Origin of the sequence: Brevundimonas sp., assembly GCF_013912065.1 — a bacterium.
Lineage (GTDB): Bacteria > Pseudomonadota > Alphaproteobacteria > Caulobacterales > Caulobacteraceae > Brevundimonas.
Window position 1 is genome coordinate 70,695 of record NZ_JACESA010000014.1, and the last position, 25,032, is coordinate 95,726.

Below are 25,032 nucleotides of genomic sequence, written 5' to 3' on the forward strand. Positions count from 1 at the left end.
TCCGCCCAAGGCCAAGCCGCTACATGATAACGCGTTGAATGTTATCATGTAATATCCAGTCAGTGCGGATGCAGGGCGACTAACAGCCCCAGGGCGATCAGGGCCGCGCCCAGCACCGCCCCCTCGTACCGCGCCCAGCGTTCCAGCCGCAGGATCGAGGCGCCCGCACTGGCCAGGGCCGTGAAGACCGCCATCCCGGCGATGGTGCCGACCGCGAAGACCAGGGTCAGCAGGGCCAGGGCCAATAAACCCTCCGACGCCGAGGACAGATAGATGGGCAGCAGCACCTCGCCCGGCGACACCGCCATCATGGCCACCAGACCCAGGAAAGCGGCCTTGTCGGACACAGCTGGTTCGGTAGCGTCCATGACGGGGCCGCCAGCGGTCGCCGGTCGTCTCAGCATGGCGCGAGCCAGATAGAAGGCGCCGAACAGGAAAAGAAGCACCGCCGCCAGATGGGGCAGCAAACCGTCAATCCACCGGTCCAGCGCCAGACCCGCCGCGACGATCAGCCCGCCGACCACCGCCGTAGAGGCGATATGGGCCAGGCCCGCCGTCGTCACCGCCAGCAGAACGCGCGACGCCCGCCAGCCTTGCGCCCGCCCAACCAGGGTGAAGGGCAGCCAGTGGGTCGGCAGGGCCGCGTGCAGAAAGGCGGCGACGAAGCCGCCCCCCAGCAGGGGCAACAGCACGGACGGTTCGGACACGGGCGACATGGGCGGCCCTATAGCCTGTTACTTTATAACGGTCGAGAGAAATTCGCCGTCACAGCCAGTCGGCGAAGGGTTCGCGGTCCAGCATTTCCTCATAGGTGGGACGGGGCCGGATGACGGCCCACTCATCGCCATCGACCAGAACCTCGGGGACCAGGGGGCGGCTGTTGTATTCACTGGCCATGACCGCTCCATAGGCGCCGGCGCCGGTCAGGACGACCAGATCCTCGGCCTCCAGCGGCGGCAAGCCGCGGTCCCTGGCGAAGGTGTCGCCGGTCTCGCAGACCGGCCCGACCACATCATAGGGCAGGGCCGCCCCGACGCGCGGATTGACCGGCTGGATGTCATGGAAGGCGTCGTACAGCGCCGGCCGCATCAGGTCGTTCATCGCTGCGTCCAGCACCAGGAACCGGCGTCCGTCCGACCGTTCGTTGACCTGGATCACCTGACTGAGCAGCACCCCGGCGTTGGCCGCCAGCAGCCGCCCCGGCTCGAACGCCGCCTCGACCTCAAGCCCGGCCAGGACCCGCGCGGCCATGGCCACATAGTCGGCCGGCGACGGCGGTTCGACCCCGCCCGAATAGGGCACGCCCAGGCCGCCGCCCAGATCCAGCCGCGTCACAGCGTGGCCCTGGCTTCTCAGGTCGCGCGTCATCTGGGCCAGCACCTCGAAGGCGGCTTCCAGCGGCGCCAGGTCGGTGATTTGGCTGCCGATATGGCAGGCCAGGCCTACGGGTGTCGCATGGGGCGAGGCCGAGGCGCGGGCATACAGTTCCATCGCCTCCTCGACCGGAACGCCGAACTTGTCGCCCTTTCCGCCAGTGGTGATCTTGGCGTGACCGCCGGCGCCGATATTGGGATTGACGCGCACGGCCACGGCGGGCGCGGCGTTCATCAGGGCCGCGACCGCCGTCAGACGGTCCAGTTCGGCGCCGGATTCGATATTGATCTGGCGCACGCCGACGCTGACGGCGAAGGCCATCTCCACATCGGTCTTGCCGACGCCCGAAAAGATGATCCGGTCGGCCGGGATCCCCGCCGCCAGGGCGCGGCGGATCTCGCCTTCGGATACGGTGTCGGCGCCCGAACCCAGTTTGGCCAGGGTCGCCAGCACCGACAGATTGGAGTTGGCCTTGACTGCGAAGGCGATCAGGGCCTCGCCCAGGGCGTCGCGATGCGCGTCGGCGGCGGCGCGCAACAGGCCGTAGTGCCGCTTCAGCGTCGCGGTGGAATAGACATAGACGGGCGTACCCACCTCGTCGGCGATGATTTCCAGCGGCACGCCCTCGGCATGGAGAGCCCCGCCCTTCAGGTCGAAATGATGCAAGACAGCCTAACGCGGATCGTTCTGGGCGGCGCCGGCGCCGATGGGATTGGACGGCCCGCCGTCGATCGGCACGCTGCTGGACGGGCGGTTGATGGTCGCCGGCTCGGGCAGGCCGGGGGCGCGGCTGCCGCGCGGCGCGCGCTCGGTCTCGCGCACCGGCGATTCCAGATCGGCCATGCGGCCGCAGCCCGCTGTCAGAAGGGCGAGGACGCCCGCGACGATCAGGGTCTTGTTCACAGGCGGGTTCTCCAGTCGGCGATACGCGCACGGACCTGTTCCGGCGCGGTTCCGCCAAAGCTTTGACGGCTTCGGCACGAAGCCTCGGCGGTCAGCACCTTGTAAACCGCTTCCGTGATCCCCGGCTCGAGTTTCTGCATTTCTTCCAAAGGCAGTTGCGACAGGTCCACGCCTATCGCCTCGGCCCGTTTCACCGCCGCGCCCGTCACGTGGTGCGCCTTGCGGAAGGGCAGGTTCAGTTCGCGCACCAGCCAGTCGGCCAGGTCGGTCGCGGTCGAGAAGCCGGCCCCCGCCGCCGCCGCCATCCGTTCGGTATTGGGCCGCAGGGCCGAAACCATGGCGGTCATGGCGACCAGGGCCAGGTCCAGGGCGTCGAAGGCCTCGAACACCGGCGGCTTGTCCTCCTGCATGTCCTTGGAATAGGCCAGCGGCAGGCCCTTCATCACGGTCGACAGGGCGACCAGCGAGCCCAGGATCCGACCTGTCTTGGCCCGCACCAGTTCCGCGGCGTCGGGATTGCGCTTCTGCGGCATGATCGACGAGCCGGTCGTCAGATCGTCGGGCAGGGTCGCGAAGCCGAACATCGGCGTCATCCATACCACGATCTCCTCGGCCAGACGCGACAGGTGACCCGCCGTGATCGAGGCGGCCGCCAGGCTCTCCAAGGCGAAATCGCGGTCCGAAACGGCGTCCAGAGAATTGGCCATCGGCCGGTCGAAACCCAGTTCCGCCGCCGTCATGTGGCGGTCGATCGGGAAGGGCGAACCGGCCAAGGCCGCGGCGCCCAACGGGCTTTCGTTCATCCGTGTCCGCGCGTCGGCGAACCGGCCGGCGTCGCGGCCGAACATCTCGACATAGGCCATCAGATGGTGGCCCAGGGTCACCGGCTGGGCGGTCTGCAGATGGGTGAAGCCGGGCATCAGGTCATCGGCATGCTGTTCGGCCCGGTCCAGCAGGGCGGCTTGCAGCGCCTTTAGCTGATGGATGCTGCGGTCGGTGGCGGCGCGGACCCACAGGCGAAAATCGACGGCCACCTGGTCATTGCGGCTGCGCGCCGTATGCAGCCGGCCCGACGGTTCGCCGATCAGTTCCGACAGCCGGGCCTCCACATTCATGTGGATGTCCTCAAATTGGTCGCGGAACGGGAAGGTCCCGCCGACGATCTCGGCCTCGATGGCGTCCAGCCCGCCCAGAATGGCCTCGGCGTCGGCCTGTTCGATGATCCCTTGCCTGGCCAGCATGCGGCAATGGGCGCGCGAACCGGCCAGATCATGCCGCCAAAGACGCTGGTCCACGCCGATGGAGACATTGATCGCCTGCATGATTTCGGCGGGCCGCGACGAAAAGCGACCGCCCCACATGTCTTGACCTGCGGGCGTGGTCGGGGCCTTAGACATATTGGCTTCGGCGGTTGGGGAGGCGGCGTCTGTCATGAGTGGCTCGAGAAAGGCGATCTGGGCGGTCGTCGGCGCGCTCGTGCTGATCAGCACCCTGGCGGGCGCCGGCGGCCTGGCGATGTCGCTATACGCCAATCATGCCCGTGAGACGCAAGCCCCGAAGACGACGGCGGCCGAAAGCGACCTGGCGCGCTTCGCCGTCGGACCTCTGGCCTCGCTGGAGACCCCGACCGAGCTGAAGACCGCGCCGGAATACATGTTCCGCGACCGTAACGGCACGGCGGTGCGGTTCTCGACCTTCGAGGGCAAGGTGGTCGTGGTCAATCTGTGGGCCATGTGGTGCGCGCCCTGCCGCACCGAAATGCCGACCCTGGCCAAGCTGGCCCGGTCCTATCAGCGGAACGAGGATCTGATCGTCCTGCCGATCAATGTCGACGCCTCGGCCGACGCCCTGGCCGACGCCAAGAGCTTCATCGACGTGCACGAACCCCTGCCGCTGTACAGCGACATCAAGTTCCAGCTGCCGTTCGAGTTTCCTGGCAAGGGCAAGATGCCCCAGACCATATTCCTGGATCGCGAGGGCCGGATCCGCGCCACCTTCTCGGGCGAAGCGGACTGGGACAGCCCGCAGGCCCACGCCCTGATCGACGCCCTGCTGGCCGAAGGCGCGCCGGCGCCGGGGACGGCGCCAGCCGCCTGAGCCCCGGGATCAGTGGTCGGACGGCACCCGCTCCCCCGTCGCCGGATCGATGGCGCCGGGCTTGCCCTTGGCAGCCGCTTCAGCCTGATTTTCCTCAAGCTCGTCGGCGACATTGCCTGCGCCGGTCTCAATCGCCTGGGCCGCCTTCATGGCCCCGGACTCGATAACTTCGCCGGCCTGGGCGGCCGCGTCGGCGGTGTTGTCGGCGGCGGCCTCGGCATGGGCTTCGGTGTTTTCCTGCTCGGCCTCGGTGCAGGCGGCGGCGCCTAGGGACAAAACGGCAGCGGCGGTGGCCAGCAGGGTCTTGGTGCGGACGGTCATAAATTCTCTCCGGTCAAGGTTTGCAATCTCGACAGGAAACGCAGCACGAAAGGGGCAGGTTGCAACGGGCGGAACCACAAGCGGAACCATAATCTTAAGCGCGCAGTTCATGCAGACTTGGAGGAGGACGACCAATGGACGAGTTCAGACGCGATGACCCGAACGTCATCATACCGCTGGCCAGCACCCAGCCTCGGGTCGAGGAGACCATCATCATTGAACGCGAGAGCAGCGCGGGCTGGTGGGTCGTCGGCGTGGTCAGCGCCCTGGTGATTGGGGTCGCAGTCTGGCTGTTCACCCGCCCCTCCGAACAGGATCTGTCAGCCGAGCTTCGTATTGCTCAAGCCGAGGCGGCGGCTGCGGACGCCCAGGCGACGGCGCAAACCGCTATCGTACAGAACCGCGTCGCGGACGCGCGAGACAGCATCGCCCTCGCTCAAGCGCAGACGATGGCGGCACGTGCAGATGCGGCGCGCGCAATCCAGCAAGCGCGTGAAGCAGAGGCGCGTGCAGATCCGGTGGTGGTCGAACGTCAAACGGTAATCCGACCCAGCGGAAGTGAGGACGCCGTCGTGACCACCACGACAACTCAACCATAAACCCGCCAGCGCGGCCCTTCATTGTCAGCAAGCTGTAATCGTGAGAGCTTGAGCGACCAGGGAGGAAACTAGGTTCTCTACGCCGGTCATTTTCGCAGTCGCGCTTTCGTTTCAAGCGTCGGCCCAAACTCCCTCCGTCCCGGCGGCGCCATCACCTTAGATGGGCGCGACTGAACAGCAGCAGACACCGAACCGCGCGGGTCGCATCTGCGAGCGCCGCGCCCCGACCGGAAGCCGGCTCGACCGACGCATATGCTACACGCCCGAACAGTATGCTGCTCTTTTTGAAGCCAAGCGGAAAGAAGCTGAAGAAATCTAAGGCAGAGGCAACATTCAGAATGACCGCGGAATTGTCGGTATCTCTGATCCCAACTAGGCGGGGAGCCCTGGCCCTTTTAAGGAGTGGTGACTGGAGGCGGGATCGAACCGCCGACCTGTGGGTTATGAATCCACCGCTCTAACCATCTGAGCTACCCAGTCGCATCCCGTCTCCGGGCGTCCGCGCGACCATAGGTCTGCGCGAAAGAGGCGTGCCTATATCGCCGTCGGGCGCGCGGTTCAAGTCGTCTCAATGCACATCGTGCGGCGATAGGGCGCACGACAGGCTCTAACGGGAACGGTAACGCTGGATGTTCCGTTTCCAACGCCAGCATCCCAGACCCGACCGGAGCGTTTTTCGACATGCGCATGATCGTCCTCGCCGCCTCCACCTCCCTGCTCGTGCTCGCCGCCGCTTGCGGCGCCAACAGCGAGTCCGCGAAGGCGCCCGACCAAATGGCAGGCCAGCCTCTGGAAACCCGCCCGGCCAACAATCCGGATCAGACCCCTGCCTTTCCCGGACAGACCCGCGCACCGGGCGTGACCACTGAACAGGCCCTGACCCACACCGTGGTCGCCTCCGGCCTGGTCCACCCCTGGGGCCTGGCCCTGATGCCCGATGGGCGTTGGCTGGTGACGGAGAAGCCGGGTCGGCTGCGCATCGTCACCGCCCAGGGCCAGATCAGCGAACCGGTCCAGGGCCTGCCGACCGTCGACGCGCGGGGTCAGGGCGGTCTGCTCGATGTCGTGACCGGTCCGGACTTCGCCCAGGATCGGATGATCTACTGGAGCTATGCCGAGCCTCGTCCAAATGCTGGAAACGGGGGCGGAAACGCCACCTCGGTCGCACGAGGTCGCCTGTCCGACGACGGCGCGCGAGTAGAGAATGTCCAGGTCATCTTCCGCGCCCTGCCCGTCTATGACGGCGACAAGCATTTCGGCTCCTCCCTGGCCTTCGCGCCCGACGGCAAGCTGTTCATCACCCTGGGCGAACGCTCCGACCGGCCGATGCGGGCGCAGGCCCAGGACCTGGGCTCGCACATGGGCAAGACCATCCGCATCAACGCCGACGGCTCGGTCCCGCAGGACAATCCCTTCGTCGGGCGGGAGGGCGCCCTGCCCGAGATCTGGAGCCTGGGTCACCGCAACGTCCAGGGCATAGCTGTCCAGCCTGGCACGGGCGCGATCTGGACCATCGAGCACGGCACGCGCGGCGGCGACGAGGTCAATCTGGACAAGCCCGGACTGAACTACGGCTGGCCCGACGCGGCTTACGGCGTCGAATACGCCGGCGGGGCGATCACCGGCGGCAATACGCGCGCGCCGGGCACGGAACAGCCCGTCTATTACTGGGACCCGGTCATCGCGCCGGGCGGGGCGACCTTCTATCAGGGCGCCATGTTCCCCGGCTGGGACGGCGATCTGCTGGTCGCGGGCCTGAAGGAAAAACACATCGCCCGGCTGGTGATTGAGAACGACCGGGTCGTCGGCGAGGAGCGGCTGCTGACGGACCTGGGCGAACGGATCCGTGACGTCGCCGTCGGCCCGGACGGCGCGGTCTGGGCCATCACCGATCAGGACGACGGCAAACTGGTCAGGTTGTCGGTCGCGCGGTAAGCTGGCCGCGCCGGGGGGCATGACTGGAACGCCGAGCGTTCCGGATATCGGGAGACGCCCATGCGTATCGTTGTTCTTTCCACCCTGATCGCCCTGCCCCTGCTGGCCGCCTGCGCCTCCAATGGCCAGAACAGCACCTATAAGACCGACTATGATCGACTGGACGCCGACTGCACCGCGCGGGGCGGCATCCTGACGCCGACTGGCGCCCAGACCGGCCGGCCGCAAACCGAATACGCCTGTCGCATCACCGGCGGCGCCAGCCGTATTCCGGCGATCTGATCGGCGCCACCCAAAGGCGGTTGGGGCGTTCCTCCCTCTCGGAGAACGCCCATGCTCGATCACATCGGCCTCGCGGTCCGCGACATCGACGCCTCGCGCGCCTTCTATGAACAGGCGCTTGCCGCCCTCGGCTATGGCGTCGTCGCCGTCATTCCTCCCGAACAGATGGAATCAGGCGGGAGGGCGGTGATGTTCGGGGTCGACGGCGAGCCCGATTTCGTCATCGCCGACAACGAACGCCCCGGCGAAGGAACGCACGTCGCCTTCCGCGCCTCAACCCGCGCCCAGGTCGAAGCCTTCCACGCCACGGCCATCGCCGCAGGAGGCCGTGACAACGGCAAACCGGGCCTGCGCCCGGAGTACGGCCCGAACTACTACGCCGCCTTCGTGTTCGATCCGGACGGAATCAATGTCGAGGCGGTCTGTCACGCGATAGAATGAGCCGGCGACTGGCCCTTGCTCACGCGGCTTATTACTTGACGTTGACGTAAACGTAGGGTTCTTGGCCTCCGAGCTTGGAACCGTCCTTTCCTCAAGTCGCGAGACGCCGCGCGTCGAGCGCAGGGACCAAAAACTGGAGACTCACGCCATGGCTGACGCCTATATCTACGACGCCGTCCGCACGCCGCGCGGCAAGGGCAAGAAGGACGGCTCGCTGCACGAGATCACCGGCCTCAGCCTGGCGACCCAGGTGCTGGAGGCCCTGCGCGATCGCAACGACCTGGACACGTCCAAGGTCGACGACGTCATCCTGGGCTGCGTCACCCCCGTGGGCGAGCTGGGCGCCGACATCGCCCGCACCGCAGTGCTGTCGGCCGGCTGGTCGCAATATACGGCGGGCGTTCAGGTCAACCGCTTCTGCGCCTCGGGCCTGGAAGCCGTGAACATGGCCACCGCCAAGGTGAAGTCCGGTGAAGCCGATTTCGCCGTCGGCGGCGGCGTCGAGGTCATGAGCCGCGTGCCCATGGGCTCCGACATGGGCGCCTGGCCCACCGATCCGGCCGCGGCCTTCCCGACCTATTTCGTGCCCCAGGGCGTGTCGGCGGACATGATCGCCACCAAATATGGCTTCAGCCGCGACGACGTCGACGCCTATTCGGTCGAGAGCCACAAGCGCGCCGCCAAGGCCTGGGCCGAGGGCCGGTTCAAGAACTCGGTCATCGGGGTCAAGGATCAGCTGGGCCTGACCATCCTCGACCATGACGAGACCATTCGTCCGAACACGGACATGCAAGCCTTGGGCGGCCTGAACCCCTCCTTCGCCATGCTGGGCGAGCTTGCATTCGATTCCGTGATCAACCAGCGCTACCCCGAGGTCGAGCGCGTCAACCACGTGCACACCCCCGGCAACTCCTCCGGCATCGTCGACGGTTCGGCCGGGGTGCTGATCGGTTCGCTGAAAGCCGGCCAGGCTCTGGGCCTGAAGCCGCGCGCCAAGATCCTGGGCGGCGCCTCGATCGGCTCGGAGCCGTCGATCATGCTGACCGGTCCGGAATATGTGACCCGCAAGCTGCTGGGCAAGCTGGGCATGACGCCCGACGACATCGACCTGTGGGAGCTGAACGAGGCCTTCGCGGCCGTCGTGCTGCGCTATATGCAGGCCCTGAACATCGACCACGCCAAGATGAACGTGAACGGCGGCGGCATCTCGATGGGCCACCCCCTCGGCGCCACCGGCGCCATGATCACCGGCATCGCGCTTGACGAGCTGGAACGCTCGAACAAGTCGACCGCCCTGGTCACCCTCTGCATCGGCGGCGGCATGGGCACCGCCACCGTCATCGAACGCGTCTGATCCGGGAGCAATGAACATGGAAAACTTCAAGATCGACGTCGACGCGGACGGCATCGCGGTCATCGCCTTCGACGTGCCGGGCCGTTCGATGAACACCCTGACCGCCTCGGTCATGGCGGAAATTCCTGCCCTGGTCGAACGGATCAAGACCGACGACGCCATAAAGGGCGCGGTCATCACCTCGGGCAAGGCTTCGGGCTTCTGCGCCGGAGCGGACCTGGGCGACATGGCTTCGGGCCTGCTGGCGGGCGCGGGCGACCTGCAGAAGGCGTTCGACGCTGGCTGGAAACTGAACGGCGCCTTCCGCGCGCTGGAGACCTGCGGCAAGCCGGTTGCGGCCGCCATCAACGGCCTGGCTCTGGGCGGTGGGCTGGAGTTCACCCTGGCCTGCCACTATCGCGTGGTCGAGGACGACAACAAGATCCAGCTGGGCCTGCCCGAGATCAAGGTCGGCCTGTTCCCCGGCGGCGGCGGCACGCAGCGCCTGACCCGCCTGGTCGGCGTGCAGAACGCCATGATGGCCATGAGCGAGGGCAAGTCCTATCGCCCGAACGACGCCAAGGGCGCCGGCATCGTCCATGAAGTCGTCGCAAAGGGTCAGGCCGTCGAGGCCGCCAAGACCTGGATCAAGAATGGCGGCAAGGCCGTCCAGCCGTGGGACGACAAGTCGTTCAAACTGCCCGGCGGCGGCCCCTATCACCCGGCCGGCATCCAGAACTTCATGGTCGGCAACGCCATGCTGCGCAAACAGTCCTACGGCAACTATCCGGCCGTGGTGAACCTGATGAAGGCCGTCTACGAGGGCACGCAGGTGCCGATGGACGCAGCCCTGCGGATCGAGACCCGCTATTTCATCAAGACCCTGATGACGCCGCAGGCCCAGGCCATGATCCGTTCGCTGTTCCTGTCCAAGCAGGAGCTGGACAAGGGCGCCGTGCGTCCGGCCGACGTGCCGAAATCCGATCCGAAGAAGGTCACCGTCATCGGCGCCGGCATGATGGGCGCGGGCATCGCCTATGTTCAGGTCATGGCCGGCATCGAGACCGTGCTGATCGACCAGACCCAGGAAGCCGCCGACAAGGGCAAGGCCCATGTCGAGGACCTGCTGAAGAAGCGTCTGTCGCGCGGTCAGATGACGCAAGAGAAGTTCGACGCCACCCTGGCCCTGGTCACGGCCACGACCGACTATGACCACATCAAGGGCTCGGACCTGGTGGTCGAGGCCGTGTTCGAAAGCCGCGAGATCAAGGCCGACGTCACCAAGCGCGCCGAGGCCCAGCTGGCCGAGGGCGCCGTCTTCGGCTCCAATACCTCGACCCTGCCGATCACCGGCCTGGCCGAGGCCAGCATCCGGCCCGAGGACTTCATCGGCATCCACTTCTTCTCGCCCGTCGACAAGATGATGCTGGTCGAGATCATCCTGGGCGAAAAGACGGGTCAGGCCGCGATCGCCAAGGCGCTGGACTATGTGCTGAAGATCAAGAAGACGCCGATCGTCGTCAATGACAGCCGCGGCTTCTACACCTCGCGCTGCTTCTCCACCTTCCTGATGGAAGGCATGGCGATGCTGGAAGAGGGTTACGGCCCGGCCCTGATCGACAATGTCGGCCGCATGACCGGCATGCCGCGCGGCCCGCTGGAAATGCACGACGACGTCGCCCTGGACCTGTCCTACAAGATCGCTAAACAGACCAAGGCCGACCTGGGCGACAAATACGTCGCCAACGAGGGTGAGCAGATCGTCGCGACAATGGTCGAGGGCGGACGCTTCGGCCGCAAGAACGGCAAGGGCTTCTACGACTACGATTCCAAGCCCAAGACCATCTGGCCGGGCCTGAGCGAACTGGCCCCAACCACCAAGGGCGTCGACCAGCCCGAGGAGCCGACCGCCTTCGCCCAGATCGACGAGCTGAAGACGCGTCTGCTGTATCGCCAGGCGGTCGAAGTCGCCCGTTGCTGGGAAGAAGGCGTCATCGACGACCCGCGCGAAGCAGACCTGGGCGCCATCCTGGGCTGGGGCTTCGCCCCTTGGACCGGCGGCCCGATCAGCATGATCGACGGCATCGGCCTGGCCAAGTTCGTCGAGACGGCGGATCGCCTGGCCGCGACCTATGGCGATCGGTTCAAGGTTCCGCAGCTGCTGCGAGACATGGCCGCCAATAACGAAACCTTCTACGGCAAGTTCGCCCCGGAGAAGGCCGCCGCCTGATCGGCGACGACAATCTGAACGACGGAACGGGCGGCCTTCGGGTCGCCCGTTTTGGTTTGGGGTCCGCCTCACCCCTTTCGTCATTCCGGGCGCAGCGCAGCGGAGACCCGGAACCCAGCGGCGCCGAAGGCGAAATGGTTCAGCCGCACGATGTCTGAGCGCGGGGTGCGCGACAGGTTCTCGCTCGCGCGCGCCGCTGGGTTCCGGGTCTGCGGGCCAAGCGGCCCTTCGCCCGGAATGACGAAAGCAAAAAAAGACCCGCCCGACACGAGGTCGGACGGGTCGCTCCGCCGCCCCTCGCGGGGTCGGTGGCGGGTCGCTTGGAGCGACGGAGTGTCTTAGGGACGGGTCGGCGTCAGCCTTCCAGGTCCTGGCCTTCGTCCGGCTCGGGCGTGCCCAGCAGTTCGTCGGCGATCTTGTTGGTCGAGGCCCGCACCGCCTTCTCGATCGAGACGGCGATGTCGGGGTTCTGTTTCAGGAATTCGCGGACGTTCTCGCGGCCTTGGCCGATCCGGGTCGAGTCATAGCTGAACCAGCTGCCCGACTTCTCGATCACCCCGGCCTTGACGCCCAAGTCGATGACCTCGCCCAGTTTGGAGATGCCCTCGCCGTACATGATGTCGAAGATGACCTCGCGGAACGGCGGGGCGACCTTGTTCTTGACCACCTTGACCCGGGTGGTGTTGCCGACCACCTCGTCGCGGTTCTTGATCGCGCCGGTGCGGCGGATGTCCAGGCGCACCGAGGCGTAGAATTTCAGTGCGTTTCCGCCCGTGGTCGTCTCGGGCGAGCCATACATGACGCCGATCTTGTGGCGGATCTGGTTGATGAACAGGACGATGCATTTGGACTTGGAGATCGAGGCCGTCAGCTTGCGCAGCGCCTGGCTCATCAGGCGGGCCTGAAGACCCGGCAGGCTGTCGCCCATCTCGCCCTCGATTTCGGCCCGCGGCGTCAGCGCCGCGACCGAGTCGATGACCACGATGTCGACGGCGCCCGAACGCACCAGGGTGTCGACGATCTCCAGCGCCTGTTCGCCCGTGTCGGGCTGGGACACCAGCAGGTCGTCCAGATTGACGCCCAGCTTTTGCGCATAGACCGGATCCAGGGCGTGTTCGGCGTCGACGAAGGCGGCGACGCCGCCCTTCTTCTGGACTTCCGCAACCGTGTGCAGGGCCAGGGTCGTCTTGCCCGAGGATTCAGGCCCGAAGACCTCGATCACCCGGCCGATCGGCAGGCCGCCGATGCCCAGCGCCATGTCCAGGCCCAGCGAACCGGTCGAGACGCTCTCGATCTCGGCCACCACCCCGGCCTTGCCCAATTTCATCACCGAGCCCTTGCCGAAGGCGCGATCGATCTGCGCGATCGCCGCCTCTAGAGCCCGTTGTTTGTCGCCGTCTTCCTTGCCCACCAGTTTCAAAGCCGCCTGTGCCATTGCCTTCGTCTCCCTTGCCATGATTCCCGTCATTTAGCCTGGGAGAGACCCGCCATGGACCCGCCCCCGTTTCGTGAGACCGACTATGTGCACGGTTTGTTCTGGTTCACAAGATGTTCTCTTTGGAACAAATGAGAACATCCGAACCCTACGTCCAATTCTGACGTATCAGGGAGCCTGAATTTCCACCGCCACGGCCGGTTCCGCGTGACGGGCCGCCAGGGACAGACCAGCCCCCAGGACCAGGGCCGCAGCCCCCATGGCGGCCAGTGTATGGATCGCCAGCTTCGCCGAGGCCGGATCGCTCGAAGTCGCGGCCGGCGCCAGCGGTCGCGCCAAAATCAGGATCAGCAGGGCGATCAGGCCCAGGGCGCCAGGCTGGTCCATGCCGACGCCCAGGAAGATGAAATGGCCCAGCCCCGCCAGCCAGCCGCCGACGACCACGGTCGCCACGGCCGCCGGAACCAGCGCCGCCCATCGCTCCAGCCGCGCGCCGATCGCCGCCGCCAGGGCCGCCGCGACCGAGGCCGCAAGACCGGTCCAGACGAACAGTAGAGCCGCCTCCGGCGCTGCGGCCTGGACCAGGACCCCGAGCATCAGCACCAGGACGATGGCCCCCAGCCAGCCGCCCCAGACCGTCTCGTCCTCCCCGCCCGGCCATAGACTGAGCCCCACGGCGACCAGGGCCGCGCCGAGCACGACGGGATCGAACCCGCCCAAGGCTGTCGCCAGCACGGCCGCCGCGCCGATCACCCCGGCCAGTAGTCGGCGCCCGATCGTAGCCCGCCCGGCCGTCAGGGCGAACACGGCGCCCAGCAGCACCAGGCCGACGCCCGCCTCCATCCACGGCAGGCGGCGCAACATCACATAATAGGTCTCGACCGACTGGCTCCGGTCCCAGATCGGCCCGCCCAGCAACCGCGCGGCCTGGGCCAGAACACCCCCTGCCGTCAGGAGCCATAGTCCGCCCGTCAGACCCTTGACGCCTTGACGCCACGTCAGGCCCGTCGCGTGCCGCGCCCCCCAGGCCGCGAAGACGGTCAGTAATCCGGCCACGCCCAGCAGCCACCACCCGGTATCCAGCCCGTGCCTCAGCACCCCCAGGCCGAAGACGTCGGAATAGACGGCGTTCCGCGTCGCGACCGGCAGAACCGGCGCGCGCAGCAGGGCGTCGGCGCTCTCCAGCGCCTGGGCGCCGATATGCTGCAGACTGCCCTGGTCCAGCGCCTCCGGCGTCGAGCGCGGCGAATGATACTGATCCGGACGGCCGATGAAGGCCAGGTTCAACCCCGTCAGCCCCCGATCCCGCGCCAGGGTGAAGTCGGTGTCGTTCGACATCAGCCGATAGACGAACACGGCCAGGGCGTTGCTAGACGGGCCCCCCTCGGCGCGGCGGGCGGCGCGGGCGTACAGGTCTATGGTCTGGGCGTTGCCGGGGCCGGTCTCGAACATCAGGGCCCGGCCGCCTCCACCCCGCGCCTCCAGGTTGACCACCGCCCCCACCCGGTGGCGCAGCGGATGATCGCTGAAGAAGGTTCGCGCCCCGTCCAGGTTCAGTTCCTCGCCGTCGGTCAACAGGACCACCAGGCCGCGATCCGCCGGTCCGCGCGCCTTGATCGCCCTCACGGCCTCCAGCACGGCGGCGACGCCGCTGGCGTCATCGGCCGCGCCCGGCGAGCCCGGCACGCTGTCGTAATGGGCCATCAACACGACCAGGGGCAGGCTGGGATCGCGGCCGGGCAGGACGCCCACCAGATTGACCACCGACACCCCCTCGACCGAGTCTCCTCGATCTTCGATCCGGCGTACGGCCGCCGGCGAAAGCGCGCCCCCCTGGAAGGTCGGCGCCAGACCCAGCTGCATCATCCGCCCATGCAAATAGGCCTGGACCAGGGCGTGGTCGGTCGAGCCGACGGGACGCGGCGCCTGCGACATCCTTCGCACGTCGGTCATGGCCCGCTCGGCTGAGAACCGCTCGGCCGGGGCGTCGGCGGGGGCGGGTCGGGGCGTCTGGGTCGTCAGGACGGCCAACCCCAGGGCGGCCGCCAGGGACGTCAGAAGCAAGGCCAACCGCATTAGATGCATCCCCCGAGGCGTCATGGCGCCAATAGGGCCGAGACTGCGGCTTTTCGCAAGTGCGAGGGCCTAGCGAACCGTACGGTTCCGCTCGACCCGATTGCCGGCCGCCTCGTCGCCGTCATCGGCGCTGGAACCGAACGGATAACCGGCGTCGTCGCCGCAATAGCGCCGGTTCCCCTCGCGCGCGCCGACCACCACCGTCCGGGGCCTCAGCCAGTTCGTTCCTGAAAACACATTGTCCGTGATCAGATTATAGGACGGCGTCTGATGCCGGATCACCCCGTCCTCGCCGCAGTTGCGGTACAGGAAGATCCCGCCCCGGCCGCCAAGGGCGAACCGGTTGCCCAGGATCCGGTTGGCGCCCGATCCGTCCACGGCGATCTGCTCACGGCCCGTACGGATGGAGAAGTCGTTGTCCTGGATCAGCGCCCCGGCGCTCTCGGCGTCCAGATAGACGGCGGTCGAGACCGACCGGCCCGAAAAGCGCGACCGGACCACCGTCGTCCGCGTCACGCCCGGCCCGACATAGAGGGGGATGGTCCCTGTCGCCTCGAACCGCACCCGCTCCAGCAGGGTCCCCACAGGCGCCGCGCTCTGGGCCGCCGTCGTATGATCCGCAGTCCGCGACGAATCCAAAAGGTCGCGCATCGAGCCGCCCGCCCCCATGCCCCAGATCCGCACATTGCCGACCACGGTGCAGTTCCGCACATAGGTCTCGACCGGCCGGCTCCAGCCGCCGTCGTCATGCCGCGACCAGATCGCCACCGTCGGCGCCTGGGCGGTCGCCTCGCCCGGGCGCCGGATCGTACCGCCGCCGCAGTCGATCCCCGCGCCCGAGGCCTCGGCCCCCTCGATCAGGATCGGTCGCGCCACGGTCGCCCCCGCCAGGGTGGCGCGGCAGGTCAGGCGATAAGGCTGGTCCGCCGGCGTGGTCAGGTCGCGCGTCTCCTGCTGCGTGCAGGGGCGCGCCGCCGCCAGATCGACCGCCGCCGCCAGGGCCAGCGCCTCCCACATGATCAGGGCCGAGCCGTTGAAACAGTCTGGGCCAGGGCGGCCCGTTCCGCCGCGCAACCGGGGTTGGTCCGCCCCGTCGCCCGCGCCGCCGTCAGTTCGCGCCGCGCGGTTTCGGCCTCCGACTGGAACTCCGGCGTCGCGACGATCTCGGCCATGACGGCCCGACCGATGGCCTCGCCCGCCGCCACGTCGCTCGGATAGTTCATCGCGCAGACCAAACGGCTGACGCCGATCTCATGGCCGATGCGACGCGTCTCGGCCGCCCGTTCAGGCTCGACGGCGGCCAGGGCCTCGGCATAGGCCGTCCCGGTCGCGGCGCCTGCGGACGGATAGGAGGCGCTGCGGCGCGCGGCCGGCGTCAGGGTCTGGCAGGCCCGACGCGCCGCTTCGTCGGCGACCGGCCGTCCGCGAGCGGCGCTCGCCGCCACCTGTGCGACCACCGCCTGGACGTCGTGAAAAGCCTTGGCGGCCATCCGGTCCAGCGCCGGCGTCTCCGCCGAGCCCAGCCTCACCCCCAGGGCGCAGTCGAAATGCTGCAAGGCCAGCGGCGGGCGCAGTTCGGCGTGGGTGGTGGCCAACAGCCAGCGGTCCGTATCCTCCAGCGCTGCGAACCCGGCCGATCCGGCCTTGTCGGCCCGGTCCTGGGGCGAGTCCGCGACGGGGGCCGAGGGCGCGGCCTGGGCCAGGCGCGCCAGGGCGCCGGGCTGCAGATATCCGGAGTCGGCGGCGATGAAGATCGGCTGGGCCGAGGGTCGTTCGGCCGGAGCGCAGGCCGCCAGCCCGGACATAATCAGAGCTAGAGGCGTCAGCAGCGTCGCCGCACGCGGGGCGGCGACGGGTCTCACCGGCCCGCGCTCCAACTCAGTTGCACCGAGGTCTGGTCGTTTTCGCCGGGCGCCGCCACCACCTGGATATTGGTCGCCCCGTCCGAGCCGCCCGCCGCCCCGTAGGCCCGAGCGTCGCCCTGGTTCATGCCCATGACCGAGATCAGGCCGGCCTCTTCGGCGCGGGCACGATAAAAGGCCACCACCTCGTCGGGCGTTGCGTCGGTGTGGAAGGTCACCAGCCCGCCTTCTCCGTCCGGACCCGTCGCGGTCGTCGCGGGCTCGTCCAGCGCCGCGCCCGGATAAAGGGTCGCGAAGACAGGAGCGCCGGGCGCCGCGAGAATCTCAGCCTTAGACGGCAAGGCCGCCTCCGCCGAAGGCGGGGCCTCCACGATCGCCGCGGCGGTCTTTTCGCGAGGTGTGGCGGTGGGAACCTCGGCTCGGGCCCCTTCGGTCTTCGACCGGTCGTCGCAACCCGCAAGGCAGAATAAGACTAAGGCGGCCGAAGCCGCCAGACGGCGTATCATCTGGGATTCTTCCCTTGAACCCATGGTCAAGGCTCCACCGTGGAGCATGGATGAGGCGGCGGCAAGGCGTGTTCAGTCGTCTCGCGCGCCTTCGGCCGGATCGCCGCCCGCGCCGCCGAAACGACGACCCGAGCCCACGGCGTCCGGTTCCGCGTCCGACGGCGAATCCGGATCGGCCCAGGCCCGTCCCTCCTCGGCCAGCCTCGCGTTGATCGCCTGCGAATCAGGGTCGTCGTCCGATCCGCTGGCCGATCCGCCGCGCAGCGACCCTGCGCGGGTGTCGGAGCCGGAATCGGTCCCGTCCAACGCCTCGATCAAGGCGTCGGCCCTGTGGCCCAGATCGGGCTTTTCGCCCATGTCGGCCGCCTCGCGCGCGTCTTCGCCCTCGCGGCCTTCTTCCGTCGGGATATGTTCGGGATTGGCGTCCGTCATGGCCCAGGTCTCCTGTTCGCGGAGTCAAAGCATCCGACCCGCTCGGGTTCCCGACCCGTCCCCTTGAACCGGAGCCCGCAGCCCCGATCTAACGGCAATGATCCCGTTCTCAGTGCTCGACCTGTCCCCCATCGTCGAAGGCGGCGACGCTCGCCGCGCCCTCGACGAGACCCTTGCCCTGGCCCAGGCCGCCGACCGGCTGGGCTACAACCGCTTCTGGCTGGCCGAGCATCACAACATGCCGGGCATCGCCAGCGCGGCCACCGCCCTCGTCATCGGCCATGTGGCGGCGGGAACCGAGCGTATCCGCGTCGGCTCCGGCGGGGTCATGCTGCCCAACCACGCCCCCCTGGTCGTCGCCGAACAGTTCGGAACGCTGGAGACCCTGTTCCCCGGCCGGATCGATCTCGGTCTGGGCCGGGCGCCCGGCACGGACGGCGCCACCGCCCGCGCCCTGCGCCGCTATTTCGAGGGCGCCGACCAGTTCCCGCGCGACGTGGTCGAACTTATCCAGTGGTTCGAGCCGGCCTCAGAGAACCAGCCCGTCCGCGCCGTTCCCGGCGCCGGCCTGCGGGTGCCGATCTGGCTTCTGGGCTCCAGCCTTTTCAGCGCCCAACTGGCCGGGCAGCTGGGCCTGCCCTACGCCTTCGCCAGCCATTTCGCGCCCGAGCTTCTGCTGGAGGCCCTGGCCCTCTATCGCCGCAGCTTCACCCCGTCGGACCGAATGGCCCAGCCCCACGCCATGGCCGCGATCAACGTCTTCGCCGCCGAGACCGACGAGGACGGCGTGCGCCTGTCTACCTCGATGCAACAGAGCTTCGCCCGTCTTTCGACCGGCAAGCCCGGCAAACTGCCCCCGCCCGTCGACGACATCACCGCCGTCCTGACCCCGCAGCAGATCGAGGGCGCGCGCAGCCGTCTGCTCTACTCCGCCGTCGGCGGACCAGAGACGGTGCGGAAACAGATCGCCGACTTCATCGCCCTGACCGGGGTGGACGAACTGATGATCACCGGCATGGCCTTCGACAACGCCGCCCGCATCCACAGCCTCGAGATCGTCGCCGAAGCCCGCATCCGGCTGAGCGAAGCGGCGGCGGCTTAGAAGCAGGCTGTCTAAACCCGGCCCAGCCCTACTGTTGAGCGCCGGAGCGCCATAGGTTCTGCGCCATCGGTTCGAACAGATAGGCGAGGGCTGTCCTTTTGCGCGTGAGAATGACCACCTGCACCGGCATGCCGGAGCGGATGCTGCGCGCGGCGGCCCCGAGCTTCTCCAGTTGCTGGGGTGAAACGACCACCTCGGCGCGGAAATAACTGCGTCCGGTCGCCTCGTCGGTGAAACTGTCAGCCGATATCCGCGTGACCATCCCGCGCACGATCGGCGGATTCCGCTCCCGCAAGCCCGGGAATTTGACCTCGGTATCCAGGCCGACCCGCAGATTGTCGATATCCGCCGGATCGACCTGGGCGACGATGATCTGGGATGCCTGGTCCGGCACCACTTCCATCAAGGTCTGTCCGGGCTGAACCACCCCGCCCTGAGTAAAGACGGTCAGGCCCACGACCTGGCCCGTCGCGGGGCTGCGTATCTCGGCCCGCGCCAGTTGCTCGCGCAGTTCGATCATCTTTGGTCGCAGCTCGTTCAACTGCACCTCGACCTGGCGCAATTGTTCGGCGACATCCTCGTTCAGCCTGGTGGACACGCCCAGGGTCTGCAGCCGGGTTTCCCCGATCTGCTCGCGCGTGCTGGCCACCTGAGCCCGCAGCGCGCCCTGTTCGCCCTCGAGAGCGGCGGCGGTGCGTTCTAGCGCTCGGACCCGCGTCAGCGGCGCATAGCCCTGGGCGGCGAGCGATCTCAAACCCTCCAGTTCCTCTCCGATAAGACGTTGCTGGATGGCGTTGGCCTCGATCTGACGTTCATAGCCGTCCATCTGGTCGCGCAGCTGTCCAACGCGCTGGTTCAGCACGCCAGTTTCGGTGGAACGGCCGGCGCCCCGGGCCGAATACTGCAACCGCTGCAGGCGCATGGCCTCGTCGGCCAACGCCCGATCCGCCTCGGACAGATCGGTGAACTCCGCCGGAACGGGCAGGACGGGAAGACGGTCGCGCTCGGCGATCAGTCGCGATCGTTGGGCCAGAAGGGCGAAAACCTGTCCGGCCGCGCCCCGCTCGCTGGCGTGCAACTCGCCGGCGTTCAATTCGACCAGAACCTGTCCCTGACGGACCCGGTCCCCCTCCGCGACCTTCAGCGCGCTGACCACGCCGCCATCGCGATGCTGGACCGCCTGGCGATTGCCCGACACCGTCACCTGGCCCTGGGCGAAGGCGCCGGCGTCCAGGGGCGCGAAGGCCGCCCACCCCAGGAAGATCACGAAGAAGGCCACGATCACCACGCCGCCCAGGATCAGTTCGCGTCGCGGCGAATCCGGCTGCTCCGATTCACCGGCGACAAGGCTCAAATCGGTCATGTCAGGCTCTCCCCGCGGCGACCATGGCGGGCGGCGCCTCTCTCAGCCGGGCCAGAACTTCTTCCCTGGGCCCTTCCAGCTGCACGGCTCCGTCACGCATCACCAACAGCCGATCGACCCGCGCCAGAACCCCGGCGCGGTGGGCGACCACGACCACGGCCGCGCCCCGCGTCGCGGCGCCCAGTATGGCGGCCATCAGGGCCGTCTCGCCTTCCTGGTCTAGGTTCGAGTTCGGCTCGTCCAGCACCAGCAGGCAGGGGTCGCCATAAAGCGCGCGCGCCAGGGCGATACGTTGCGCCTGCCCGGCCGACACGCCGGCGCCATAGGGGCCGAGCGCGGTGTCATAGCCGTGCGGCAACCGCAAGATCATCTCATGTGCGCCCGCGGCGATGGCGGCGGCGACGGCTGTCCGGTCGACCTCGGCCGCTTCCAGACCCGTGGCGGACGAGAAGCGCGAGATATTGTCCTTGATCGACCCGGCGAAAAGGCTTGGCGACTGAGGCATATAGCCGATGAAACGCGCCAGTTCGTCGCCGTCGCGCGCGCCGTACTCGGCCCCGTCCAGACGGACGTCGCCCGCCGTAGGGACCAGGGCGCCGGCGATGACCCGCGCCAGTGTGGTCTTGCCCGATCCGCTGGCGCCGATGACGCCGAGGGTCTGACCCGGTTCCAGCCCCAGAACGGCGTGGCGCAGTTGAGCGGTTTCGGTGTCGGGCAGCCGCACCGTGACACCTTCCAGCCTCAGCCGTCCGGCGGGCGGCGGAAGAGCTGTGCGCGACCGGTCCTGGGCCGCGGTCTTGGCGAACAGTTCAACCAGTGTGTTCCAGCTGGAGCGCGCCTGGACCAGTCCCGGCCAAGCCCCGACCAGAAGCTCCACCGGCGCCACGGCCCGGCTCAACAGCACAGAGGCGGCGATGATCGAACCGGCGGACATCTCGCCCTTTACGACCAGATAGGCGGCCAGCCCCAGAGCCGCCGATTGCAGCACAAGCCGCACGAACTTTATGGCCCCGGAATATTTGCCGCCGGTCAGCTGGGCGTCGGCCTGTTGAGCCACCGCGCCGCGTCTCTGGTCGATCTGGCGCGCGATGCTGGAGCCGCGCATGCCCAGGGCGCGGACGACCTCGGCCTGGCCCGCCACGCTTTCCTGGGCGGCGTAGGCAGCGGCGTTGGACTGTATGGCCTTGGCCAGACGAGGGCGGCTGTCGCGTTCGTTGCGCCACGCCAGGGTGAACAGGATCAGGCCGCCGACCAGGGTCAGAAGGCCGATCGCCGGGTGCAGCAGAAAGCAGCAGCCGAGATAGAGCGGCGTCCACGGCGCGTCGAACAGGGCCAGGGCCCCCGGCCCGGAGACGGCGGTTCGCACATTGTCGAACTCCCTCAAGGCCTGACTGCCCGGCGCCTGGCCCACTGACCTGGCTTGGATATCGACCACGCGCGCCAGGATCCGGCTCGACAGCATCCGATCCAGCCGCAGTCCGGCGCGCAGCAGCAGCCGACCCCGCAGCCAGTCCAGGATCGCCAGACAGGCCAGTGCGAAGACCGCGACCGCCGTGATCAGGCCCAGGGTCGTCAGACCTCCGGTCGGAACGACCCGGTCATAGACCTGCAGCATGTATAGTGTGGGGGCCAGATACAGCAGATTGACCAGGGCGCTGAACACCGCAGCCCAGACGAAATGGGTGCGGCAAGCGCGGAAGGCGGCGGCAAGCGGCTCCGTGCCGGGACGATCTGAAAGCAACGACTTGAACACGGACGCCCGGTCTCCGGAACGCTTGGGGTGGCGAGCTGAACTCGCTGGGGAGAGCCCTACTCTAAGGGCCGAACCTTCCTTTAGCCCTAACGCGCCTTCGCAATTTGCGCGAGAAACTCCAGCAGCAGGTCATTCACCGTGTCCGCCCGTTCCTGCTGGATCCAGTGTCCCGCGCCGGGCACGACCACTGACCGGGTCAGGTTCGGAACCCAGTCCTTCAGCCCCGCCTCGGCCGCGCCAGCATAATGGCGCACCGGGTCGTCCTCGCCGACGATGAACAGGGCCGGTTGAAGGATGCGCTGGTTCTGGGCGAAAGCCGTCAGCGACCAGTTCAGGTCAAGCGCCCGATACCAGTTCAACGGCCCGTCGAAACCCCCGGCCGCAAAGGCCTCGACATATTCGGCGAAATGCGCCTCGCTCATCCAGGGCGGCAGGGTCGCCGCGTCGTCGACGCTGTCCAACAGGCTGACGCCCCTGGGCATGAAGCCGGTCGAGCGTTTCGCGGCCGGCGTCGCGCCGTCAAAGGCCCAGAACAGCTTCCTCAGCGTCGTGACCGGATCGGCCTCCAGCGCCAGATGGGCGTCCGGCGCCTGGAAGCGGTTGATATAGAGGTCGCCCAGTCCGGCCCGTTCCGAGATCGCCGCCATGGCCTGGGTCGGCGGCCCCTTGGGGCGACGCGGCTGGAACGGGACCGACAGGCCCGCCACGGCGGTGAACAGATCGGGCCTCAGAAGGGCGCAGTGCCAGGCGACCGGCCCGCCCCAGTCGTGACCGACGACAATACAGGACGGCTTCTCCAGCGCCCGGACCAGATCGACCATGTCCCCGACCAGGTGCAGAATCGAATAGGCCTCGACACCCCGAGGCTTGTCCGTCCCGCCATAGCCTCGCATGTCGGGGGCCAAGACGTGATAGCCCCCCTGCGACAGGGCCTCGACCTGGGCGCGCCAACTGAGCCCCAGTTCGGGAAAACCGTGGATCAACAGGACCAGGGGCGCGTTCGGGTCTTCATGCCCGGCCTCCAGCACCTGTTGGACAAGGCCGTCGGTCTTGATAAGCCGGGTGCGCATTCTAACCTCTCCGGCGGCTTTCGCCGCTCACAGAACAGGACGGAAATGACCCGCCTCGTCACATTCGCAGACGGTACGACCGTTCCCGCCCTGGGCCAAGGCACCTGGGAATTGGGCGACGACCCCGCCTGGCGCGATGAGGAGCAGCAGGCTCTGGCGCGGGGAATCGACCTGGGCCTGACCCTGATCGACACGGCCGAGCTCTACGGCGACGGCCGTTCCGAACGGCTGGTGGGCGAGGTCATCGCCGGGCGGCGCGACGAGATATTTCTGGTCTCCAAGGTCCGGCCCGAGAACGCCTCGGAAATGAAGATGATGCTGTCCTGCGAAAAGTCGCTGGAACGGCTGGGGACCGACCGGCTGGACCTCTATCTGCTGCACTGGGAAGGCCGGGTTCCGCTGGAAGAGACCATCGCCGCCTTCCAGGAGCTGGTGGACGAGGGGATGATCGCCCGCTGGGGCGTGTCCAACCTCGACCTGCGGGCCATGCGGCGGCTGGAGGAGATCGAGGGCGGCGAGGACTGCGCCGTCAACCAGCTGCTCTATAATCTGGGCTCGCGCGGTGTGGAGTTCGATCTGCTGCCCTGGATGCAGGCCCGCGACATGCCGATGATGGCCTATTCGCCCCTGGGGCGCGGCGAGTTGCTGGAACAGCCGCTGATCCGCGACATCGCCAACCGCCACGACGCCGATCCGGCCCAGGTCGCCCTGGCCGCCGTCCTGCGCCACGACGGCGTCATCGCCATCCCCAAGGCCAGCTCCGTCGAACACGTCGAGGCCAACGCCGACGCCCTGGAGATCCAGTTCGACCTCGAGGACCTGGAACGCCTCGACGAGGCCTTCCCCCCGCCCACGCGCGAGACGCCGCTGGATATTATTTGAGGGAGAAGCTCGGTCGAGGAAAGGCCGACGCTCCGTTAAAGAACCCCCTTTTAGAACCGTCATCCTAGGGCTTGTCCCTAGGATCCATACGCCCGGTGCGTCCGTAGGGTGCGCTCTGTTCGACACACCGGGAGTATGGATCCTCGCCACAAGGGCGAGGATGACGGCATATGGTGGGGATTACAGGAAGCCCCTACGCCCCCGCGATCACCGCCAGCAGCCGCGCACGCTCCTCCGCCGCATAGGGAACCGCCGGCCCACGCCCCCAGACCGGATCGGGCCACAGGCCGTCGACGCGACGGCGGCCCACGACATGCACATGCAGTTGGGCCGTCACATTGCCGATCGCCCCGATGTTCAGCTTCTCGACGACGCCCAACCGCCGCACCAGAGCCCCCGCCCGCACCGTCTCCTCCATCAGAACGGCCCGCTGTTCGACGCTCAGGTCCGCCAGCTCCACCGCCCCCTCGACGCGCGGAATCAGGATCAGCCACGGGAAGCGCGCGTCGTCCTGAAGCCGCACATGGCACAGCGGCCATTCGGCGGCGGCGACCGAGCCGGCGGCGAAGGCGGGGTCTGGACGAAAGTCGGTCATCAGGGCTCCTCAAGGCGCGTCAGCCAGCCTTGCAGCGCCGCCTTTGCGGGTCTAGACCGCCCGCACGATTAATCCCCTTTCGCACACGCAATAACCGGAGACATCCATGGCTCGCGCGAAGATCGCCCTTATCGGCGCCGGCATGATCGGCGGCACCCTGGCCCACGTGGCCGCCCGCGAAGCGCTGGGCGACGTGATCCTGTTCGACATCGCCGAAGGCACCCCCCAGGGCAAGGCGCTGGACATCGCCGAGGCCACCGCCGTCTTCGGCTCGGACGTGGCCCTGAAGGGCGCCAACGACTATGCCGACATCGCGGGCGCCGACGTCTGCATCGTCACCGCCGGCGTGCCGCGCAAGCCGGGCATGAGCCGCGACGACCTGATCGGCATCAATCTGAAGGTCATGAAGGCCGTCGGCGAGGGCATCAAGGCCCACGCCCC

24 protein-coding genes, 1 tRNA gene and 1 pseudogene are annotated in these 25,032 nt (G+C 67.9%); 10 read left to right on the forward strand and 16 right to left on the reverse strand.

What is annotated here, in order from left to right:
- Positions 1-59: 59 nt before the first annotated feature.
- The 4 genes from H2037_RS12780 to argH are packed head-to-tail and all read right to left on the reverse strand — an operon-like array spanning position 60 to position 3,638.
- Complete coding sequence (locus tag H2037_RS12780) at positions 60-716, reverse strand: hypothetical protein (RefSeq protein WP_292122596.1); 657 nt, start codon at positions 714-716, stop codon at positions 60-62.
- 49 nt (positions 717-765) lie between these two features.
- Entirely contained in the window at positions 766-2,040 is a 1,275-nt protein-coding gene (gene lysA, locus H2037_RS12785; RefSeq protein ID WP_292122600.1) for a diaminopimelate decarboxylase, read from the reverse strand.
- A gap of 6 nt (positions 2,041-2,046) precedes the next feature.
- Positions 2,047-2,277 (reverse strand): hypothetical protein, encoded by a 231-nt coding sequence (locus H2037_RS12790; protein WP_292122604.1) that lies wholly within the window; start codon positions 2,275-2,277, stop codon positions 2,047-2,049.
- Positions 2,274-3,638, reverse strand: a complete 1,365-nt coding sequence (gene argH, locus H2037_RS12795; protein WP_292122672.1) for an argininosuccinate lyase — start codon at positions 3,636-3,638, stop codon at positions 2,274-2,276. The genes H2037_RS12790 and argH overlap by 4 nt, the downstream gene beginning before the upstream one ends.
- 70 nt (positions 3,639-3,708) lie before the next feature.
- On the opposite strand from argH, the gene H2037_RS12800 reads away from it, so the two are divergent.
- Positions 3,709-4,374: a TlpA disulfide reductase family protein gene (locus H2037_RS12800; RefSeq protein WP_292122607.1), complete on the forward strand. Its 666-nt coding sequence runs from the start codon at positions 3,709-3,711 to the stop codon at positions 4,372-4,374.
- Positions 4,375-4,383: 9 nt separating this feature from the next.
- Here the strand turns inward: H2037_RS12800 and H2037_RS12805 are convergent, their stop codons facing one another.
- The gene (locus H2037_RS12805) at positions 4,384-4,695 is read right to left on the reverse strand and encodes a hypothetical protein (protein WP_292122610.1); all 312 of its coding nucleotides are present in this window, start codon (positions 4,693-4,695) and stop codon (positions 4,384-4,386) included.
- Between the two features lie 134 nt (positions 4,696-4,829).
- Here H2037_RS12805 and H2037_RS12810 point away from each other — a divergent pair, with 134 nt between their 5' ends.
- On the forward strand, positions 4,830-5,294 hold the full coding sequence (locus H2037_RS12810; RefSeq protein WP_292122612.1) for a hypothetical protein: 465 nt from the start codon (positions 4,830-4,832) through the stop codon (positions 5,292-5,294).
- A 403-nt stretch (positions 5,295-5,697) separates the two neighbouring features.
- On the opposite strand, the gene H2037_RS12815 is transcribed toward H2037_RS12810, so the two are convergent.
- Positions 5,698-5,774 (reverse strand) — tRNA-Met (locus H2037_RS12815).
- A gap of 201 nt (positions 5,775-5,975) precedes the next feature.
- Here H2037_RS12815 and H2037_RS12820 point away from each other — a divergent pair.
- The 5 genes from H2037_RS12820 (at position 5,976) to H2037_RS12840 (ending at position 11,515) form a co-directional block, all read left to right on the forward strand.
- Entirely contained in the window at positions 5,976-7,229 is a 1,254-nt protein-coding gene (locus H2037_RS12820) for a PQQ-dependent sugar dehydrogenase (RefSeq protein ID WP_292122615.1), read from the forward strand.
- A 60-nt stretch (positions 7,230-7,289) separates the two neighbouring features.
- Complete coding sequence (locus H2037_RS12825; protein ID WP_292122617.1) at positions 7,290-7,511, forward strand: hypothetical protein; 222 nt, start codon at positions 7,290-7,292, stop codon at positions 7,509-7,511.
- Between the two features lie 51 nt (positions 7,512-7,562).
- Complete coding sequence (locus H2037_RS12830) at positions 7,563-7,952, forward strand: VOC family protein (RefSeq protein ID WP_292122620.1); 390 nt, start codon at positions 7,563-7,565, stop codon at positions 7,950-7,952.
- Positions 7,953-8,100: 148 nt separating this feature from the next.
- Positions 8,101-9,306 carry an acetyl-CoA C-acetyltransferase gene (locus H2037_RS12835; RefSeq protein ID WP_292122623.1) on the forward strand — a complete coding sequence of 402 codons (1,206 nt, stop codon included), beginning with the start codon at positions 8,101-8,103 and terminating at the stop codon, positions 9,304-9,306.
- A gap of 16 nt (positions 9,307-9,322) precedes the next feature.
- On the forward strand, positions 9,323-11,515 hold the full coding sequence (locus H2037_RS12840; protein ID WP_292122625.1) for a 3-hydroxyacyl-CoA dehydrogenase NAD-binding domain-containing protein: 2,193 nt from the start codon (positions 9,323-9,325) through the stop codon (positions 11,513-11,515).
- Positions 11,516-11,870: 355 nt separating this feature from the next.
- Here H2037_RS12840 and recA read toward each other — a convergent pair whose 3' ends face one another.
- The 6 genes from recA to H2037_RS12870 form a co-directional block, all read right to left on the reverse strand.
- Positions 11,871-12,950: a recombinase RecA gene (gene recA / locus H2037_RS12845; RefSeq protein WP_292122628.1), complete on the reverse strand. Its 1,080-nt coding sequence runs from the start codon at positions 12,948-12,950 to the stop codon at positions 11,871-11,873.
- Between the two features lie 168 nt (positions 12,951-13,118).
- On the reverse strand, positions 13,119-15,014 hold the full coding sequence (locus H2037_RS12850) for a M20/M25/M40 family metallo-hydrolase (protein ID WP_292122631.1): 1,896 nt from the start codon (positions 15,012-15,014) through the stop codon (positions 13,119-13,121).
- Between the two features lie 81 nt (positions 15,015-15,095).
- A complete protein-coding gene (locus H2037_RS12855; RefSeq protein ID WP_292122633.1) occupies positions 15,096-16,100 on the reverse strand; it encodes a right-handed parallel beta-helix repeat-containing protein in 1,005 nt (334 codons plus the stop codon).
- Positions 16,046-16,888 carry a phosphatase PAP2 family protein gene (locus tag H2037_RS12860; protein WP_292122636.1) on the reverse strand — a complete coding sequence of 281 codons (843 nt, stop codon included), beginning with the start codon at positions 16,886-16,888 and terminating at the stop codon, positions 16,046-16,048. The genes H2037_RS12855 and H2037_RS12860 overlap by 55 nt, the downstream gene beginning before the upstream one ends.
- The gene (locus tag H2037_RS12865) at positions 16,885-17,229 is read right to left on the reverse strand and encodes a hypothetical protein (protein ID WP_292122638.1); all 345 of its coding nucleotides are present in this window, start codon (positions 17,227-17,229) and stop codon (positions 16,885-16,887) included. Before H2037_RS12865 ends, H2037_RS12860 begins: the two co-directional genes overlap by 4 nt.
- Positions 17,230-17,466: 237 nt before the next feature.
- Positions 17,467-17,826 carry a ribonuclease gene (locus H2037_RS12870; RefSeq protein ID WP_292122641.1) on the reverse strand — a complete coding sequence of 120 codons (360 nt, stop codon included), beginning with the start codon at positions 17,824-17,826 and terminating at the stop codon, positions 17,467-17,469.
- A gap of 97 nt (positions 17,827-17,923) precedes the next feature.
- Here H2037_RS12870 and H2037_RS12875 point away from each other — a divergent pair, with 97 nt between their 5' ends.
- A complete protein-coding gene (locus tag H2037_RS12875) occupies positions 17,924-18,928 on the forward strand; it encodes an LLM class flavin-dependent oxidoreductase (protein ID WP_292122643.1) in 1,005 nt (334 codons plus the stop codon).
- A 28-nt stretch (positions 18,929-18,956) separates the two neighbouring features.
- Here the strand turns inward: H2037_RS12875 and H2037_RS12880 are convergent, their stop codons facing one another.
- The 3 genes from H2037_RS12880 to H2037_RS12890 form a co-directional block, all read right to left on the reverse strand.
- Entirely contained in the window at positions 18,957-20,291 is a 1,335-nt protein-coding gene (locus tag H2037_RS12880; RefSeq protein ID WP_292122647.1) for an HlyD family type I secretion periplasmic adaptor subunit, read from the reverse strand.
- Between the two features lies 1 nt (position 20,292).
- The gene (locus H2037_RS12885) at positions 20,293-22,044 is read right to left on the reverse strand and encodes a type I secretion system permease/ATPase (RefSeq protein ID WP_292122649.1); all 1,752 of its coding nucleotides are present in this window, start codon (positions 22,042-22,044) and stop codon (positions 20,293-20,295) included.
- A gap of 86 nt (positions 22,045-22,130) precedes the next feature.
- Positions 22,131-23,114 carry an alpha/beta hydrolase gene (locus tag H2037_RS12890; RefSeq protein WP_292122651.1) on the reverse strand — a complete coding sequence of 328 codons (984 nt, stop codon included), beginning with the start codon at positions 23,112-23,114 and terminating at the stop codon, positions 22,131-22,133.
- Positions 23,115-23,159: 45 nt separating this feature from the next.
- Here H2037_RS12890 and H2037_RS12895 point away from each other — a divergent pair, with 45 nt between their 5' ends.
- Positions 23,160-23,996 carry an aldo/keto reductase gene (locus H2037_RS12895; protein WP_292122655.1) on the forward strand — a complete coding sequence of 279 codons (837 nt, stop codon included), beginning with the start codon at positions 23,160-23,162 and terminating at the stop codon, positions 23,994-23,996.
- A 193-nt stretch (positions 23,997-24,189) separates the two neighbouring features.
- Here H2037_RS12895 and H2037_RS12900 read toward each other — a convergent pair whose 3' ends face one another.
- On the reverse strand, positions 24,190-24,591 hold the full coding sequence (locus H2037_RS12900) for an HIT family protein (protein ID WP_292122658.1): 402 nt from the start codon (positions 24,589-24,591) through the stop codon (positions 24,190-24,192).
- Between the two features lie 106 nt (positions 24,592-24,697).
- Between H2037_RS12900 and H2037_RS12905 the strand changes: the two are divergent.
- Positions 24,698-25,032 (forward strand): annotated as a pseudogene (locus H2037_RS12905) (malate dehydrogenase); the annotation flags it as partial.

Bases quoted from the DNA above. Each gene is read 5' to 3' on its own strand.
- H2037_RS12780 (WP_292122596.1), bottom strand. From the start codon at position 716: ATGTCGCCCGTGTCCGAACCGTCCGTGCTGTTGCCCCTGCTGGGGGGC.
- argH (WP_292122672.1), bottom strand. From the start codon at position 3,638: ATGTGGGGCGGTCGCTTTTCGTCGCGGCCCGCCGAAATCATGCAGGCG.
- H2037_RS12800 (WP_292122607.1), top strand. From the start codon at position 3,709: ATGAGTGGCTCGAGAAAGGCGATCTGGGCGGTCGTCGGCGCGCTCGTG.
- H2037_RS12805 (WP_292122610.1), bottom strand. From the start codon at position 4,695: ATGACCGTCCGCACCAAGACCCTGCTGGCCACCGCCGCTGCCGTTTTG.
- H2037_RS12810 (WP_292122612.1), top strand. From the start codon at position 4,830: ATGGACGAGTTCAGACGCGATGACCCGAACGTCATCATACCGCTGGCC.
- H2037_RS12820 (WP_292122615.1), top strand. From the start codon at position 5,976: ATGCGCATGATCGTCCTCGCCGCCTCCACCTCCCTGCTCGTGCTCGCC.
- H2037_RS12825 (WP_292122617.1), top strand. From the start codon at position 7,290: ATGCGTATCGTTGTTCTTTCCACCCTGATCGCCCTGCCCCTGCTGGCC.
- H2037_RS12830 (WP_292122620.1), top strand. From the start codon at position 7,563: ATGCTCGATCACATCGGCCTCGCGGTCCGCGACATCGACGCCTCGCGC.
- H2037_RS12835 (WP_292122623.1), top strand. From the start codon at position 8,101: ATGGCTGACGCCTATATCTACGACGCCGTCCGCACGCCGCGCGGCAAG.
- H2037_RS12840 (WP_292122625.1), top strand. From the start codon at position 9,323: ATGGAAAACTTCAAGATCGACGTCGACGCGGACGGCATCGCGGTCATC.
- recA (WP_292122628.1), bottom strand. From the start codon at position 12,950: ATGGCACAGGCGGCTTTGAAACTGGTGGGCAAGGAAGACGGCGACAAA.
- H2037_RS12870 (WP_292122641.1), bottom strand. From the start codon at position 17,826: ATGACGGACGCCAATCCCGAACATATCCCGACGGAAGAAGGCCGCGAG.
- H2037_RS12875 (WP_292122643.1), top strand. From the start codon at position 17,924: ATGATCCCGTTCTCAGTGCTCGACCTGTCCCCCATCGTCGAAGGCGGC.
- H2037_RS12880 (WP_292122647.1), bottom strand. From the start codon at position 20,291: ATGACCGATTTGAGCCTTGTCGCCGGTGAATCGGAGCAGCCGGATTCG.
- H2037_RS12890 (WP_292122651.1), bottom strand. From the start codon at position 23,114: ATGCGCACCCGGCTTATCAAGACCGACGGCCTTGTCCAACAGGTGCTG.
- H2037_RS12895 (WP_292122655.1), top strand. From the start codon at position 23,160: ATGACCCGCCTCGTCACATTCGCAGACGGTACGACCGTTCCCGCCCTG.
- H2037_RS12900 (WP_292122658.1), bottom strand. From the start codon at position 24,591: ATGACCGACTTTCGTCCAGACCCCGCCTTCGCCGCCGGCTCGGTCGCC.